The 15,717-nt window shown below is 73.3% G+C and carries 18 protein-coding genes; 12 read left to right on the top strand and 6 right to left on the bottom strand.

Annotation, left to right across the window (positions count from 1 at the left end):
• Positions 1-34: 34 nt before the first annotated feature.
• The 4 genes from FHD63_RS05690 to FHD63_RS05675 all read left to right on the top strand — a co-directional run bounded on the left by FHD63_RS05690 (position 35) and on the right by FHD63_RS05675 (position 3,550).
• Positions 35-556, top strand: coding sequence for a hypothetical protein (locus FHD63_RS05690; RefSeq protein WP_058891421.1), 522 nt, complete (start codon positions 35-37; stop codon positions 554-556).
• A complete protein-coding gene (locus tag FHD63_RS05685) occupies positions 537-737 on the top strand; it encodes a hypothetical protein (RefSeq protein ID WP_139720854.1) in 201 nt (66 codons plus the stop codon). Before FHD63_RS05690 ends, FHD63_RS05685 begins: the two co-directional genes overlap by 20 nt.
• Before the next feature lie 368 nt (positions 738-1,105).
• Positions 1,106-2,419: an HNH endonuclease signature motif containing protein gene (locus tag FHD63_RS05680; protein WP_275100636.1), complete on the top strand. Its 1,314-nt coding sequence runs from the start codon at positions 1,106-1,108 to the stop codon at positions 2,417-2,419.
• Positions 2,420-2,602: 183 nt separating this feature from the next.
• Positions 2,603-3,550, top strand: a complete 948-nt coding sequence (locus tag FHD63_RS05675) for an Lsr2 family DNA-binding protein (RefSeq protein WP_139720850.1) — start codon at positions 2,603-2,605, stop codon at positions 3,548-3,550.
• Between the two features lie 41 nt (positions 3,551-3,591).
• On the opposite strand, the gene FHD63_RS05670 is transcribed toward FHD63_RS05675, so the two are convergent.
• Positions 3,592-4,659 (bottom strand): GNAT family N-acetyltransferase, encoded by a 1,068-nt coding sequence (locus FHD63_RS05670; protein WP_139720848.1) that lies wholly within the window; start codon positions 4,657-4,659, stop codon positions 3,592-3,594.
• A 298-nt stretch (positions 4,660-4,957) separates the two neighbouring features.
• On the bottom strand, positions 4,958-5,491 hold the full coding sequence (locus FHD63_RS05665; RefSeq protein ID WP_139720846.1) for an EVE domain-containing protein: 534 nt from the start codon (positions 5,489-5,491) through the stop codon (positions 4,958-4,960).
• Positions 5,492-5,595: 104 nt separating this feature from the next.
• On the opposite strand from FHD63_RS05665, the gene FHD63_RS05660 reads away from it, so the two are divergent.
• Complete coding sequence (locus tag FHD63_RS05660; RefSeq protein ID WP_139720844.1) at positions 5,596-6,597, top strand: SDR family NAD(P)-dependent oxidoreductase; 1,002 nt, start codon at positions 5,596-5,598, stop codon at positions 6,595-6,597.
• Here the strand turns inward: FHD63_RS05660 and FHD63_RS05655 are convergent.
• The gene (locus FHD63_RS05655) at positions 6,587-7,768 is read right to left on the bottom strand and encodes a zinc-dependent alcohol dehydrogenase (RefSeq protein ID WP_139720842.1); all 1,182 of its coding nucleotides are present in this window, start codon (positions 7,766-7,768) and stop codon (positions 6,587-6,589) included. The two genes, FHD63_RS05660 and FHD63_RS05655, sit on opposite strands and share 11 nt — an antisense overlap.
• Positions 7,769-7,851: 83 nt before the next feature.
• Between FHD63_RS05655 and FHD63_RS05650 the strand changes: the two genes are divergently transcribed.
• Positions 7,852-8,334, top strand: coding sequence for an SRPBCC family protein (locus FHD63_RS05650; RefSeq protein WP_139720840.1), 483 nt, complete (start codon positions 7,852-7,854; stop codon positions 8,332-8,334).
• A 36-nt stretch (positions 8,335-8,370) separates the two neighbouring features.
• On the opposite strand, the gene FHD63_RS05645 is transcribed toward FHD63_RS05650, so the two are convergent.
• Together FHD63_RS05645 and FHD63_RS05640 are read right to left on the bottom strand one after the other, a co-directional pair.
• On the bottom strand, positions 8,371-10,515 hold the full coding sequence (locus tag FHD63_RS05645) for a DUF6351 family protein (RefSeq protein WP_139720838.1): 2,145 nt from the start codon (positions 10,513-10,515) through the stop codon (positions 8,371-8,373).
• Between the two features lie 97 nt (positions 10,516-10,612).
• On the bottom strand, positions 10,613-11,056 hold the full coding sequence (locus FHD63_RS05640; protein ID WP_139720836.1) for a TY-Chap domain-containing protein: 444 nt from the start codon (positions 11,054-11,056) through the stop codon (positions 10,613-10,615).
• Positions 11,057-11,174: 118 nt separating this feature from the next.
• Between FHD63_RS05640 and FHD63_RS05635 the strand changes: the two genes are divergently transcribed.
• The 6 genes from FHD63_RS05635 to FHD63_RS05610 are packed head-to-tail and all read left to right on the top strand — an operon-like array spanning position 11,175 to position 15,084.
• Entirely contained in the window at positions 11,175-11,408 is a 234-nt protein-coding gene (locus FHD63_RS05635) for a hypothetical protein (RefSeq protein ID WP_158296713.1), read from the top strand.
• A complete protein-coding gene (locus FHD63_RS05630) occupies positions 11,408-12,766 on the top strand; it encodes a hypothetical protein (protein ID WP_139720832.1) in 1,359 nt (452 codons plus the stop codon). The genes FHD63_RS05635 and FHD63_RS05630 overlap by 1 nt, the downstream gene beginning before the upstream one ends.
• A 4-nt stretch (positions 12,767-12,770) precedes the next feature.
• Positions 12,771-13,139: a hypothetical protein gene (locus tag FHD63_RS05625; RefSeq protein WP_139720831.1), complete on the top strand. Its 369-nt coding sequence runs from the start codon at positions 12,771-12,773 to the stop codon at positions 13,137-13,139.
• Positions 13,136-13,594, top strand: a complete 459-nt coding sequence (locus FHD63_RS05620) for a DcrB/PsbP domain-containing protein (RefSeq protein WP_139720829.1) — start codon at positions 13,136-13,138, stop codon at positions 13,592-13,594. The genes FHD63_RS05625 and FHD63_RS05620 overlap by 4 nt, the downstream gene beginning before the upstream one ends.
• Positions 13,591-14,322 carry a hypothetical protein gene (locus tag FHD63_RS05615; protein WP_139720827.1) on the top strand — a complete coding sequence of 244 codons (732 nt, stop codon included), beginning with the start codon at positions 13,591-13,593 and terminating at the stop codon, positions 14,320-14,322. The genes FHD63_RS05620 and FHD63_RS05615 overlap by 4 nt, the downstream gene beginning before the upstream one ends.
• Positions 14,323-14,349: 27 nt before the next feature.
• Entirely contained in the window at positions 14,350-15,084 is a 735-nt protein-coding gene (locus FHD63_RS05610; protein ID WP_139720826.1) for a CDP-alcohol phosphatidyltransferase family protein, read from the top strand.
• Positions 15,085-15,181: 97 nt separating this feature from the next.
• Here FHD63_RS05610 and FHD63_RS05605 read toward each other — a convergent pair whose 3' ends face one another.
• Positions 15,182-15,640: an SRPBCC family protein gene (locus FHD63_RS05605; RefSeq protein WP_139720824.1), complete on the bottom strand. Its 459-nt coding sequence runs from the start codon at positions 15,638-15,640 to the stop codon at positions 15,182-15,184.
• Positions 15,641-15,717 lie beyond the last annotated feature (77 nt).

Raw genomic sequence — 15,717 nt, 5'->3', positions numbered from 1 at the left:
TCATACCGCGACGTGTCGCCGATAGGGTGCTGACGTGCGCCGCATCCTGGATCTCCTGGACGCTCTCAACGACGCGGGCGTCGACTACGTGGTCGTCGGCGGCGTCGCGGTCGTGCTGCGCGGTCACGCTCGCATGACGGTCGACCTGGACCTTGCGCTCGACCTCACGACCGACAACCTCACCGCCGCCCTCGACGTCCTCAAGGCGCAGGGGCTCGTGCCCAGGCTCCCGGTCGCACCCGAACAGTTCGCCGACCCGGACACCCGACGCGCCTGGGTGGAGGAGCGCAACCTGGTGGCCTTCACGCTGCACGACCCCTCCGACGCGCTGCGCGAGGTGGATCTGCTGGCGGACATCCCCCTGCCCTTCGCCGCCCTCCGCACATCCTCGGACCTCGTCGACGTCGACGGTGTCCCCGTGCGCGTGGCGTCGGTCGAGCACCTGGTGACCATGAAACGCCATTCCGGGCGCGCGCAGGACCTGGCTGACATCGAGGCGTTGTCGCAGCTGACGAGCGCACCTAGGGTGGTGAGGGATGAGCACGACCAAGGCTGAGGACCTCTGGTGCGGCACCTCGGACGCGGGGCCTGCCATCCGGGCGCGCGCGGCGACGACGCCGGCGCAACGACTCGAGTGGCTCGAGGAGAGTCTCCTGCTCGCGCAGGCATCCGGGGCCTTGGCGCGGGACCGGGCCAGGCGGCACGCTCAGGCCCAGGAGTGGGACGTGTCCCGCTGAGACCTGCGGTTGAGCGTCGGACCCGGCCGGAACGTCGGACGACCTACGTCAGACTCGCATTCCGTGCCGGATGCTGGCTCTCATCGCCCACCAGTCCACGACGGCACGTGGGACGGTAGGGGGCCTCTCGCGCACGTTCCGCGCGGCGTTCGACTCCCGGTGAGAGCCGCCCATGACCTGTCAGCGGCGCAAGGCCCGACTGACCTTGCTGAGGCGCCGTCAGTGGCCGAAGGCCCGAGGTGCGTCCGCGTCCGTCATTGGTGAGGTATGTCAGACCTGGCTCGTACATTTGTTCTATGAGGGGTAGTTGGGGCAGTGAGGCCACCGGCGGCCGGGACGGCGGCGCCGGGGGTGGTGCGGTTGCGGCCGTGTCGCAGGTGGTTGACGCGGTCGAGCGGTCCGCAACGGCGTTGGTGTCGCCGGCGTTGTTGCAGGAGCGTGAGCTGGGTGAGGTGCTGGGCGCCCTGGACGGGGTGGCGGCGCGGACGAACGCGTTGCTGGTGGCGGTGGTCCGGGAGGGCCTGGCACGCGGGTTGCACCAGGAGGCCGGGTTCTCCGACGTGGACTGGGTCCGGGGCGTATGCCCGGGCCTGGCGTCACGGACCGCGGTCGAGATCGCGATGGTCGCCCGCGCCGCCCAGCAGCGCGTGCACGCCCCGTTGGCGGACGCCGTGCAGGGCGGGGCGGTGTCGGTGCACCGGGCGGCGCAGGTCCTGCGGGCGTTGACGAGGATCCGCCCGGCCCTGGGGGAGGCCGAGTACGTGCAGGCGACCGAGCTGCTGACGGTCGCCGCGGGCCGGGCCGAGTTCGACGAGAAGGACCTGGCCAGGATCACCTCCAAGCTCGTCGCGACGTGCCTGTCCGAGAAGGAACAGATCGCCCGCGCGCAGGCGCGGCACGAGCTGCGGGACGTGCACGAGTCGTCGTTGGCGGACGGGTCGCTGCGCCGGTTCGTGGTCACCGTGGGAAGCGACGCCGACTACGAGGCCATCCGGGCGGTGCTGATGTCACCGCTGGCCGCGCCGGTGCGGCGCGAGGACGGCGCGCAGGGTGGCGACACCGGGCGACATGGCGTCCCGGGGCGCGGCATCGGGAGCGACGCCAGGCAGGCCGACGCTGTTCAGGCAGGCGGCATCGGCGATGGTGGTCTGTCGGTGGCGGAGCTGGACCTGCGGACGGCGGGGCAGCGGCGGTACGACGCGTTCATGACCGTCTTCCGGCGCGGGGTGGCCGGAACGCAGGGGCAGCCCACGACCCCCAAGGCGCAGGTCATGGTCACCATCGGGCTGCAGGAGCTGCGTGGTGCCCTGGGCGGTGCCGGGCACACGATGCACGACGGGGCAATCCCGGCCCACCAGGTGCGGCAGCTGGCGTGCGAGGCCGACATCATCCCCGCCGTGCTCGGCGAGACCGGGCAGATCCTGGACCTCGGACGCGCCAAACGGCTCGTCACCCCGGGCCAGCGGCGTGCCCTGGCCCACCGGGACGGCGGGTGCACCTTCCCCGGGTGCCACGTGCCCGCGACCTGGTGCGACGCCCACCACGTCGTCCACTGGGCCCAAGGTGGCCGATCAGACCTGGGCAACTACGCCCTCCTCTGCCCCCGCCACCACACCTGGGTCCACCAGCACGACACCACCGCCGACGTCGACGCGACCGGTGTCCGGTGGAGACTGCGATGACCCCGCCCCACACCCGACCCTGCGCGGGCCGGGTCGCTGGCCTGCGCGTCACCATGACAGCGGCCCCGATGTGGCTGCGACACGAGCCGCGGTGGGTGCCTGGTGAAGGTCCGCGGCACGAGTCGCGACGTGAGCCCGGCCAGGGTCCGCGGCATGGGTTGAGCGGCGGCATACCCTGACCTCGTGCCGGACGACTTCCTCATCGCCCACAACCCCGAGGACGGCTCGCGACTCCCGTACCTGCTGCGCATCCCCCTCGGGCCGGACGGCATCGTGCTCAAGGCCAAGGAGACGTGGCCGCGGACCGGCAAGGTCTACTGCCACCGCGCGACCGGCTGGCCGAGCGAGCCCGACCTCCTGGAGCGCGTCCCGACCCGCTCGTGCGTGCGCCGCGGCGCCAGCATCGACCTCGTGCTCGACCGCGGCCGGGAGAACCGCTCGCAGTTCGTCCTGACCCGAGCCCGCGGTCGTGAGGCGGTCTTCTGGCAGACCGCGCGCACCGCCAAGCAGGCGCGACCGGGGGTGAGCCTGCCCATGGCGCGGGGCTCGGGCATCACTACCCTGGAGATCGTCGTCGACAGCCATGAGCGGTATGCCTGGTCCTTCGACCACCAACAGGTCACCACCCGCCGCGAGGGGCTGCCGGCGGGCGACTACGCCGTCGAGGTGGCCGGCCGGGTCCTCGCCTCGGTCGAGCGCAAGAGCCTGGTCGACCTGGTCTCCACGTTGACCAGCGGCCGGATGCGCTACCTGCTCGCCGACCTCTCCTCGCTGCCCACCGCGGCCGTCGTCGTCGAGGACCGCTACTCCGCCGTCTTCAAGCTCGAGCACGTCCGCCCCGCGGTCGTGGCCGACGCGCTCGGCGAGTGCCAGGCCCGCTTCCCCACCGTGCCCATCGTCTTCTGCGAGACCCGCGCGCTCGCCCAAGAGTGGACCTACCGCTTCCTCGCCGCCGCGCTCTCCCACGCCGGCGAGGAGACCCAAGTCGAGGTAGAGGCCTCGCCCCTCACCTCCGCCCGCACCGCCAGCCCCGGTGAGATCCGTGAGTGGGCGCGACAGCACGGGTATGCCGTGTCCGACCGCGGGCGCATCCCGCGCGAGGTCCGCGCGGCCTTCGACGCGCGACGGTGACGCTGCCTCGTCCGTGAAAACGTGCATCACAGCTCCTGCGCCTATCCGCCGGTGACCCGCTCGATCGCGGCTGGCGCGAGGGAGCTGTGCGGCAGGACCAGGCCCACGCCCCAGCGCATGGGCGGCAGGGCCGAGACGAAGCGCAGCTCGGTGGGGTCGCTGCCGAAGAGAGCCCGCTTGACGCCGTTGACCGTGGGCCCGAGCTGCGCCGTCCGGCACCCGAGGTCGCCGGCGAGGGCCATCGACTCCAGCAGGACGTTCTCGTAGGCATGCACCGTGCCGCCCGGGGGCCGGACGAACGCCCCGGACAGCAACGAGAGGGTATGGCCGCTGTGCCACCACGAGTGGTAGCCGACGGGCCGGCCGTCCAGCTCGGCGACGACGTGCCAGGCGTGCGTGGAGTCGAGCGCGCTGTGGGCGCGGACCATCTGAGGATAGAGCTCGACGAACGGAGGGTTGAGGGGCCGCGGCACGGCATACGCCTCGAGCAGCGTCTCGCGAAGGTCTGCCGGCAACGCTCCCTGGATGCGGTGCAGTGTCCCGCCGCGGCTCCGGAACTTGCGCGTCTTGCGGGACAGATTGCGGTGCTGCTCCAGCAGCGGTGCGTTCCCGGTCGCCTCGACGGACACCCTGCTGACCCCGAGCCCGCGGGTGCTGAGCGAGGCGCGCGGCGGCCGGTCGGCCCGGTCCTCGACCACGACGCCCAGCAGCTGGCGGCGCCGCAACCAGCGCAGCGCCTGGTCCCGGAACTCGTCCCGGTCCACCCCATCCACCACGAGCCCGGGGCTGGCGTGGCCGTCGGTCCCGAGCGACGTGCGCTCCCAGTACCAGATCGACGGTCCCCGGCGGAGCCCCGAGCGGACCAACCCGGTCATGCCGAAGCTCAGGCCGGCGTCCCGGCAGAGGAAGACGACCGCCGCCCCGCGCAGGTCGCCGTCAGGGCCGAACCCGCGCAGGACCCTGGGCCGGGTCCACCGGCTGCTCACCCCGACCGTCGCCGAGAGCAGCTCCAGCAGCGACCGGTCGGACCCCTGCCGCACGAGGTCGTCAGCGAGCAGGTCCCCCTCCTGCGGTGTGAAGGGGGTCGGCGTCAGGGTGAAGTCCCACATCGGTGTCCTCCTCTCCCCACGTCCGTGCCTACGACGCCGGTCCGGCGGTCGGCTCGGGCACGGCCGCCGGCACGGTGGGACTTCAGGACTACGGCATCGCAGGTCCTGGACCGGAGCAACCGCCGCCGACACTCGATGCCACCGGCCCGCGGGTCGGTGAGAGCGGCGAGGTCGCGAGGGGCGAGCAGGTCGGCCATACGTCCACACCTGGAGAGGGACCGAGAGGTGCGCCCGTCCACCGGACCGGGCGCCAGCCCCGGCGGTCAGGTCCGTCGGGAGACGATGCGTGGGAGGGACGCTAGTCCTGGCGGTCCGACGGTGTAAAGGGGTTCTCGGCGCGTCGCTGCGGCCACCCGGCTCGCTCCAGGTCCTTCGTCTCGAGGTATGCCGTCAGCGCCAGCGTCTCCTCCGGCGTCAGGTGCAGCGGGTTAGCCGCCCGGCCGAGCCGGATGAGCTCGCACCCGGACAGGACCGGGTCGTCCTTGAGCACCTGCCGGGTGACCGGCTCGCGCAGGGCCACCGCGGCGTAGCGCACCACGGGCTTGTCGTCACCAGCCGCGGGGGCGACGGGGTGGGTGACCCGGCCGAGCTCGACGATCCCGGGTGTCTTCTGGCCACCGAGGTAGCGCACGACGAGGTCGCCCGGCTCGACGAGGCGGCTCCGGTAGGTGCGTGCCAGGCACCACTCCTGCGACGCCGGCCCGGTCGTGGCCGGCGTCGAGCCGGCGGCCGTCGTCCCGCCGGTCGCGGTCGCCGCGGCTGTCGTCGAGCCCCCCGCATCCGCGTTGCCCCGCACGACCCAGCAGCCCACGTCCGCGCGCTCGATGGGCACGTGATCTCCCTCCCCGTCCCCGGACAGGGACCTCGTGCCCCCACGCTAGGAGCAGCCTACCGACTCAGCAAGCGGCATACCCCGCCGCCTCCTAGCGTGGAGGCATGAGCACCCCCCACACCCCCCGCCCCGTCTCCCTCGTCGCGGGAGGCTCCCGTGGTCTGGGGCTCCTCGTCGCCCAGCAGCTGGCCCAGCGCGGCTACGACGTCGCCGTCTGCGCCCGCCACCTCGAGGAGACGCGCCGCGGCGCCGAGATCGCCGAGACCCGCGCCCGGGAGCACGCCGGGGACGACGCCGGCCGGGTCGTCGCCTACGAGTGCGACGTCGCCGACCGGGACGCCGTCCAGGCCTGGGTGGCGCAGGTCGAGAGCGACCTCGGGCCGGCCGAGGTGTGCATCCACGTGGCCGGCATCATCCAGGTCGGCCCCGCCGAGACCATGACCTTCCACCACTTCGACCAGGCGATCGGCACCATGCTCATGGGGCCGCTCAACACCCTCTGGTCGGTGCTCCCCGGCATGCGCGAGCGCGGCCACGGCCGGCTCGGCGTGGTCTCGAGCATCGGCGGCGTCGTCGCCCCGCCCCACCTGCTCCCCTACTCCACCGCCAAGTTCGGCGTGGCCGGCTTCACCCAGGGCCTGGCCAGCGAGCTCGCCGGCACCGGGGTCACCGCCACCACGATCCTGCCCGGCCTCATGCGCACCGGATCCCACGAGAACGCGCAGTTCACCGGCGACCGCGCCGCGGAGTATGCCTGGTTCGCCCCCGCCGCCTCGCTCCCCCTGCTCTCGATGGACGCCGAGCGGGCGGCGCGCCGCATCGTCGACGCCGTGCTCGGCGGCCGCCCGATGGTCGTCCTCACGCCGCTGGCCAAGATCGGCATGCGGGTGCACGGCCTCATGCCCGCCACCACCATCCGGGTCATGGGCCTGACGTCCCGGCTGCTGCCCGGCGCCCCCGCGGACCGCGACGCGGCCCGCCCGGTGACCGGGCGGACCGCGGCGCAGCAGCTGGGGTCCGGCGTGGTGAGCAGGCTCACCACCCTGGGCAGCCGGGCCGCGCAGCGTTTCAACCAGCGCGGCCCGGGCTCGGCCCCTACGGCGTGAGCACGACCTTGAGGCAGTGGTCCTGCTTGTCGTTGAACGTCTTGTACATCTCCGGCGCCTGCTCCAGCGGCACCCGGTGGGTCGCCAGGTCCTCCAGCCCGAGGACGTCCTCGGCACCGCTGACCAGCTCGTAGAGCTCGTCGGTCCAGCGGCGCACGTGGCACTGCCCCATGCGCATCTGCACGCCCTTGTCGAAGAGCTCCATCATCGGCATCGGGTCGGCCATGCCGCCGTAGACGCCGCTGATCGAGACGGTGCCGCCGCGGCGGACCGCGTCGATGGAGGCGTGCAGCGCCGCCAGCCGGTCTACCCCCGCGGTCTCGATGGCGGCCCGGGCGAGCGGCTTGGGCAGCCGCTTGGCCGCCGACACCGCGGCGCCCAGCACGGGGCTGCCGTGCGCCTCCATGCCGACCGCCTCGAGGACGCCGTCGGCGCCCCGCCCGTCGGTCAGGTCACGGATGGCTCCGCCCACGTCCTTCGTCGACGCCAGGTCCACGACCTCGGCGCCCCACTGGGCCGCGAGCGCGTTGCGCTCCGGGACGAGGTCGACGCCGATGACCCGCAGGCCACGGTGCCGGGCCGCGCGCACGGCGAGCTGCCCGACCGGCCCGAGACCCATGACGGCGAGGGTGCCGCCCTCGGGCACGTCGGCATACTCGATGCCCTGCCACGCGGTGGGGAGGATGTCGGTGAGGTAGAGCACGCGCTCGTCGGCCAACGCCGGGTCCACCCGCACCGGCCCGAAGTCCGCGTGCGGCACCCGCACCAGCTCGGCCTGCCCGCCGGGCACCGCGCCGTAGAGGTCGGTGTAGCCGAAGAGGCTCGCGCCCTTGCCCTGGTCGACGTTCTGCGTGGTCTCGCACTGGGCGAAGAGGCCGCGCTCGCACATCCAGCATTTCCCGCAGCTGATGTTGAACGGCACGATGACCTTGTCGCCGACCTCGAGGGTGTCGACGGCGCTGCCCACCTGCTCGACGACGCCCATGAACTCGTGCCCGAGGACGTCACCGGGGTGCAGGTAGGCCGCCAGCACGTTGTAGAGGTGCAGGTCGGAGCCGCAGATCGCGGTCGAGGTGACGCGGACGATCGCGTCGGTCGGGTCCTGCAGGACGGGATCGGGGACCTCCTGGACGGAGACGTCCTGGAGTCCTTGCCATGTGAGTGCTCGCATCCCTCCACGCTAGGAGCGTGACCGGACGCCCGCGCGGTGAGGCGCCACGGGGGTGAGTGGGCCACGTCTGCGACGATCGCGGTATGAGCTCACTCACCCACACGGAGTCGGTCACCGTCCACGCCACCCCGGAGGACCTCTACGACCTGGTCTCCGACGTCACCCGGACCGGCGAGTGGAGCCCGATCTGCACCGGCTGCTGGTGGGACGAGGGCGCCACCGGTGAGGTCGGCGACTGGTTCACCGGCCGCAACGAGACGCCCGAGCGCACCTGGGAGACCCGCAGCGAGGTGGTCGCCGCCGACCGTGGCCGCGAGTTCGCCTGGCTCGTCGGCGGCGCCTTCGTCCGCTGGGGCTTCACCCTCGACCCGGTCGAGGACGGCACCCGGCTCACCGAGTCGTGGGAGTTCCTGCCCGCCGGGCTCGAGATGTTCCGCGAGAAGCACGGCGACCGGGCCGAGCACGAGATCGAGGTCCGCACCCGCGCCGCGCACGAGGGCATCCCCGTGACGCTCGACCGCATCAGGCAGATCGCCGAGGCCGGTGGCCGGCCAGGCACGTCCTGAGCGGACGACCCGGCCGGCCACGGCACGGCATACCCCTCAGAAGCGCAGCCAGGTCCCGGCCAGGCCCTGCTGCTCCACCCCGGGCACCGAGTAGTCGCACACGCCGTCGGCGAAGACCTCGCCCAGCCGCGTCCACTGCTCGTCGCTCATCTCCGGGTAGTCGCCGCGCGCCGGCTCGGTCGTCCGGCAGTCGATGACGTCCGCCTTCACCGACTCCCCCGCGACCTCGCGCGGGAAGCTGGCGGAGGGGTAGAGCTGCTCGCACGTGCCCTCGGGGTCGCGGTCCAGCGTCTCGGCGACGAAGCCCGGGTCCTCGTCCCGCGTCTGGCAGCCCTCGACGAGCGCCTCCGGCCGGGCCGCGCCGATCTCGTCCAGCGTCGGCCGCTCGCCCTCGAGGTCCAGCCCGCTCAGCCAGGCGTCCATCTGGGTGAAGCCGTGCTGCAGCAGCGGGCTGCCGGTGCTGAAGAGCCCGTGGCGGTCGTCCTCGAGCAGGCTCACGTGGTTGACGACCGACCCGTTGGCCGCGCGCAGCCGCTCCCGCATGGAGTTGGTGTGGTAGCGCACGTGGATGTCGCCGTTCGGCTGGTCGTCGAAGTAGGCGCGGTAGTCCACGATCGGGGTGCTGGCGAGCCCGCCACCGCCGTTGGTCAGCCGCCCGGTCCGGTATGCCGCCGCGACCGCGGGCAGGTCCGCCTGGGTCCGCGCCTCCTGGAAGCCGCCGTCCTGGTCGTAGCCGCCGACCTGCTCGTTGAGGTCGAGGAACTGGTCGACGGTGATGGTGCCGCCCTGCAGCGCGGCGAGCCCGTACTGGATGCCGCCGTTGTCCAGCGGCCGCCGCGCGAAGCCGGTCTCCTGGTCCGTGCCGTAGACGTTGACCGTGTGGTCGTAGACGTCGCACCGGGCGCCGTCGGGGTTGGTCTCCGCGTCGTAGCGCAGCTCCTCCGGCAGGACCGAGGGGCAGAACACCCGCGGGTCGATGCGCTGCGCGCCGCCGGCGACGTTGCGCATCGTGGCCAGCGTCTGGAAGCCGGTGACCTGCCGCTTCTCCTCGTCGGTCCAGGCCGTGCCGGTCTGCCCGAAGTAGTGGTCGAGCAGCCGCGCGTCGGTGATGAAGTTCACCGTGCCGAAGCCGACCTCGGGGAAGGAGCAGCCGACGACGATGCCGTCGAAGATCCCCGGGTAGTTGTCGGCCGCCTGGTGCGCCTGGTAGCTGCCGCCGGAGCAGCCGAAGCCGATGGTGAACTCGTCACGGCCGTAGCGCTGGAGGAACTCCTCCTTGGTCATCTGCGCGGTCTCCGAGGTCAGCAGGTCCGAGCAGTTCTGCCCGAAGACGTTGAGGCTCGAGGAGACCAGCGCATACCCCTGGCCGAGCATCCACGCGTCGGTGACGCCGCCGGTGCTGTTGCCCTGACGGAACCACCCGCCGGCGCACCCGCCGCCCAGGGTGTAGACGACCTTGCCGTTCCACCCCTGGCCGCGCTCCACCGGCGACGGCTCGGCCTCGGTGAGCGGGTCGTGCAGCGTGGTGTGCTGGAAGATCCCGCGGTTGGCGGTGCCGGTCTCCATCCGCACGATGAAGGGCACCTCGACCCCCTCGGTGGTGGTCGTCGTCGCGAGGTCCTCCGGGTATGCCGTCGCGTCCGCCGGCCACGCCTCGTAGGTCTCGTCCGTGGTCCGGTAGAAGTAGTCGACCCGGTCCTGGACCGAGCAGTTCTCGTCGAGCGGCTCGCCCAGGGTGCCGCCGACCACCGGCAGCGTGAAGAGGTCGGTCTCGCAGATGAAGGGCTCCTCGTGCGGCCCGGAGAACAGCGGCCCCTCGTCCGGGTGGTTCACCACGGTGAGCGAGTCACCGGCCCGCCCGTGGCCCGGTGGCCGCGCGGTGATGACGTTCTCCCCCAGCTCCATGCCCTCGACCACCCCGACGAGCACGCGCCGCTGCGCGTCCCACTCGAAGGCGTCGGTGACGTCGGTGCCGTCGAGGTCGACCCGCACCCGCTGCTGCGGGACCGTGCGGGGCACCGACACCTCGACCAGCGCGTCCCCCGCGGTGACGAGGTCCGGGGCGCTCGAGACGGTGCTCACCTCCAGTCCGGAGGGCTTCGGGGTAGGGGGTGTGGCTGCTGCCTGCGTCCCCGTGATGAGAAGTGCAGCCAGGGTGGCCGCGCCGGTCGCCAGCTTCATCGCTGAGTCCTTTCGTAAGCGCTTACGGAATGAACCTAGCAGCGGAGGGCGACCTGCGCAGGAGTTCTCAGGTCAAGGTTTGGTCAGCATCGTCGCGCTACGCGACGCGGTCCCAGCGCCAGCGCGCGTCGGGGACGCCGGTCCCCAGCGCCCGCAGGGCACCGAGCAGCATGTCGGCACTGTCGGCGGGGTCCTCGACCCGGCCGACGTAGACGTGGTTCTCCGAGGTGACCCCCTGCGGCTGCTCCTCCGGGTCCGACCACCCCTGCGACTGCAGCGCGGCCGTCTGCTCCGGCGTGAGGTCGGCATACGCGGCGGAGACGCTCTCGCAGAGCAGGTCCTCACCGAGGCGGGACGCCTGCACGTAGCGCCCTGCCGACGCGGCGGGCCTCGAGCCCCGACCCAGGCCGAACCAGCGGCGACGGGGCGGCGGGGCCGCCCGGTCGGGCTCGGACAGCACGAGGGACTGCCCGTCGTCGAGCGCGGCGAGCTCGTCGACGAGGCGGGTGCGGACGTCGTCCCAGCGGGTGGAGGCGCTCATGCCGCCAGGGTGCCACGGCTTGGTATCCGTCGCAGCGGGCACTATCGTCGGGCCTCGGTTGATGACGGAGGGAGGGCGTGGGACCGTGGGTGGTTTCGTCGGAGGAGACCCGGAGCAGATGGGCGCCGGAGCCCGTGCGCTGCACCGCACCGGGGGACGGGTCGAGGACATCGGGCGGGCGCTCGCGCAGGTGCAGGCCTCCGGCGCGGGGTATGCCGACCTCTCCACCGCCGTCCGCCGGCTGGGGTCGGCGGTCGGCACGGCCGTCGAGGACACCGGCACGCAGACGACGATCGCCGCCGCGCTGGCCGACGCCGCCGCCCAGGACCTCGACGCCGCCGGGGGCGGCTGATGGTCGCCGGCTTCGGACCGCCGCAGGGCGACCCCGCGCTGCTGGACTCCCTCGCCACCACCCTGGCCACGGTCTCCGGCGACCTGACCACCGAGCAGGGCCACGTCGAGGGCGGGGTGGAGCAGACGCTCGGCACGTGGCGCGCCACCCGCTCCCGCGACTTCGAGGACGCGGGGCGCGGCATCGCCGGCACCCTCGGGGGCGCCTCCGGCATCGTCGACGCCGCCCAGGAGCAGGTCAGCGGGTATGCCCGTCGGCTGCAGAACGCGATCGAGGACATCGAGGACCTCGAGCGGCGGGCGCAGGGGCAGCTGGACCGGATGGACGGCGTGGCCCCGGACGACGAGGGTCACGACACCCTGCAGGGCCAGGTGGACGGCGAGGTCGCCCGGCTGCGCCAGCAGGCCCAGGAGATCCGTGACGAGGTGGAGCGGGACGCCACCGCGACCGCCGCGGCGCTGGACGCGGGCACCGAGATCCTCGTGCCCGGGGCCGGTCGGCTGACCCCCGACCAGGTCGCCCTGCGGGTGCACGGGAGCACCGGGGTGTCCGGCACCGGGACGCCGCTGGCCACCGGCACGTTGACCACGCAGAGCGCGTGGGAGGCCCTGGAGTCGGTCTCGCGACCGGCCGCCGATGTCGCAGACACCGCCCTCGACTCCTGGCTGGGCTTCCGTCCCCCGGTCGGCGAGGGCTCGGTGAGCATGACGCTCTTCACCCTCGGGCAGGTCCAGTTCGGCGCCTCGACGGTGGCCAGCTGGATGGCCGACCAGCGCTACTCCCACTTCCGTCCCATCGACGCGGCGGGCCGGGTCGTCTCCCCGCGCATGGGCTTCTGGCAGCGGCTGCGGCACGGGGCCGGCCGGTTCCCGACCGCCCGCGGGCTCAGCCCGTGGCAGCGGGTCCGCGGGTTCGACCCCCGGGGCCACTTCAGCGCCCGCCCGTGGCACGGCGCCCCGGCGTCGCGCTGGAGCACCGCGGGGCGCTGGCTCGGGCGCGGCGGCACCGTCCTCACCGCGGCCACCTCGGGGTGGAACGAGTGGAACGAGAGTGCGAACTACCCCACCGACGAGCGGGTCGGCCGGACCGTCACGGTGTCGGCCGCGACCACCGGCGGCGCCCTCGTCGGGGCCAAGGCCGGGGCGTGGGCGGGCGGCGCCATCGGCACCGCGATCATGCCCGGCGTGGGCACCGTCATCGGGGCCGGGCTGGGGGCGCTCATCGGCGGCTTCGTGGGCTCCCAGGCCGGCGCCTGGGTGGGCGACCAGCTCAAGGACATCGGCGGCGACATCGCCGACGGGGTGGGCGACGCGCTGGACAGCGCCGGGGACTTCATCGACGACATCACCCCCTGGTGACCCCGTGGTGTCCACCGTGGTGACCGTCGTCGGCCTCGTCCTGGGCCTGCTGCTGCTCGGGCTCGCGCTCTGGGAGCGCCGGGGCCGGGGCGAGCAGGCGCGGGCCTGGCTGCGCAGCCCGACCGAGGCCGGGCTCCGGGGGACCCTGTTCGTCCTGCCGGGGCTGGGCCTGCTCAGCCTGCTCGTCGGCCTGTCGCCGTGGATCGCCGAGGTGCCCGCCCTGGGGTTCCTCGCCCTCGTCCTGGCGCCCGTGGGGCTGTGGCTGGTCTTCGGCTGGGGGGCGCTCGCCCTCCCCTACCCGCGCTGGTCGGTGCCCGGCTGGGCCCGTGAGCGCATCGCCCGGCGGTTCGGCAAGGAGAGGTGGTTGCGGTGAGAGTCGTCCACGAGGCGTCCGGGGCGACGTTCGAGGCACCCGACGGCTGGCAGGTCGAGGACACCGGGCGGCCCGAGGTGCTCGTGGTGCTCGAGCCCGAGCGCCCCGGCGGAGGCGTCCGCGCCAACCTGGTGCTCACCGCCGTGGGGACCGGCGGGCGCTCGTTCCGCGACTGGCAGAACGGCACCGAGGCGCTGCTGCCGCAGGAGCTGTCGGACTACCTCGTCCTGGACCTGCACGCCGTCGAGGTCGACGGCCGGCCCGCCGGCACCCGGCTGGCCCACCACGTCGACGCCGAGGGGCGGGCGCTGGTCCTGGAGCAGCGCTTCACCGAGGCCGACGGCCTCGGCCTCACCCTCACCGCCACCGTCGACGTCCTGCGCTACCCGCTGGTGGCCGAGGAGCTGTCGGCGTGCTGCGCCAGCCTGCGCCTGCCCCGGGGAGCGGGCCGATGACGCTGCGGGTGGAGGGCGACGCGCTGCTGGTCGACACCGGCACGTGGACACGGCTGGCGGGAGCGGAGGAGGTCGACCCGGAGCTGGCCCAGGTGGCCTCCACCGTCCCCGGTGGTGAGCAGGCCCTCGAGGCCGGGCGCGACCCGCGGGCCGTCGTCCAGGTGCAGACCGCCACCCCCGGCGGGGTCTTCACCCACGAGGCGTGGGTCGGCGAGGACGCCCTGGCCGTCCTGCTCGACCTGGGCCGCGACGACGAGCGCCGGCTGCTCGTCCTGCCGCCGGACCACCTGGCCGCCGCGCTGGCCAGGATGGTGGGGCTGGCGCCCCGGGCTCACGCCCCGGCCGACCGGCAGGCCCGGCCTGTGCAGGAGGTCGAGCTGGAGGCGTGGTTCGCTCCGGCCGCCGAGGCCCCCACCGAGGCAGCCGCCCCCCGGCGTCCCGTGCCCGTCGGGCACGGTGCCGAGACGCACGGGACGCCCTCCGCCCGGCGGGCGGGTGCCGAGGACGGCGCGGACCGGGCCTGGCGCCTCGTGGCCGCCGCGGTCGGCTCGGACGAGGCACCCCTCATGCTCGCCGCGGTCGACGGACGCGACAGCGGTCTGTGGATCGTCGAGGCGGACACCGACCTGCGGCTGGTGCCAGTGACCCCCACCGAGGTGTGGCATGAGCTCGCCTCCGTGCTCCCGGCACTCGTCCCGACGGCCGGGACGGCTCGCCCCGACGCCTGAGAGCGCCTGCGCAACTAGGGTCGGGTCATGACGCCCCAGACTGCCGCCGCCCCCGCACTCCTGGCGGCAGCAGCCGTCCACGTCTACACCGCCCTCGGCGTGGTGCTGGCGCTGCTCATGGTCCACTTCTCCTACGCCGGCGAGGTGGAGCTGGTCCTCTGGCTCTTCCTCGCCGCGATGGTGGTGGACGGCACCGACGGCTTCCTGGCCCGTCGCTGGCGGGTCAAGGAGCTCGTGCCCGGCTTCGACGGGGCGCTGCTCGACAACATCGTCGACTACATCACCTACGCCTTCGCGCCGATGATCCTGCTGTGGAGCGCGGGGCTGCTGCCCCCGGGCTGGCTCGGTGGCGTGGTCGCGTCCGTCCCCCTGCTGGCCTCGTGCTTCCAGTTCTGCCGCAGCGACGCCAAGACCGAGGACCACTTCTTCCTGGGCTTCCCCAGCTACTGGAACATCGCGGCGTTCTACCTCGTGGTGCTCGGCGCCGGGACGACGGCCACCACGATCACCCTCCTGGTGCTCACCGTGCTGGTCTTCGTCCCCGTCCGCTACGTCTACCCGTCCCGGACGGAGACCGCCTGGTGGCCGACGATGACGCTGACGACGCTGTGGTTCGTCCTCTACGCCGCCGTGCTGGCGCAGTACCCGTCCCCGAACGGCTGGCTGGTCGCGCTGTCCGGAGGGTATGTCGTGTACTACGCGGCCCTGTCCCTGCACCTGACGCTCACGCGCCGCCGCAGCGAGGAGCTCGCCCCGGTCTGAGCCAGGACCGACCACCCCCGGGCGCAGGATGCTGCCCACGCGTCGGCGCCCGCCCCCGGGACGGGGACGGGCGCCGGTCGCTGCGTGGTGAGCGGGCTCAGTCGCGGGGGACGTCGCCCTCCCAGCCGCCGGTCGGCACCTGGCGCGACTCGATGAACTTTTTGAAGCGCTTGGCATCGCCCTTGACCCTGCGGTCGTCGACGCCCACGAGGGCGCCGGCCTTCTCCAGCAGGCCCTCCGGGTCCCAGTCCATCTGGATCGTCACCCGGGTGGTCGTGTCGCTCAGCTTGTGGAAGGTGACGACCCCGGCGTGCTTCGTGTCGCCCTCGACGGTGGTCCACGCCACGCGCTCCTCGGGGTGCTGCTCGCTGATCTCGGTGTCGAACTCGCGGGTGGCACCGCCGACCTCGACGACCCAGTGGTTGCGGGTGTCGGTGACCTGGGTGACCGACTCCACACCCTCCATGAAGTGCGGGAAGGACTCGAACTGCGTCCACTGGTCGTAGGCGACCTTGACCGGCACCTCGACGTCCACGGACTCCGTGACGTTGCTCATGCATACCTCCTGATCGGCAAAGGGGATCAGACCTACGCAACACCAGATCGGCCGCGCTCGCACGGCCAACCCGCACC

The organism is Serinicoccus chungangensis (genome assembly GCF_006337125.1).
Lineage (GTDB): Bacteria > Actinomycetota > Actinomycetes > Actinomycetales > Dermatophilaceae > Ornithinicoccus > Ornithinicoccus chungangensis.
Note: the sequence above shows the minus strand (reverse complement) of the source record. Positions and strands in the feature narration are given on the sequence as shown.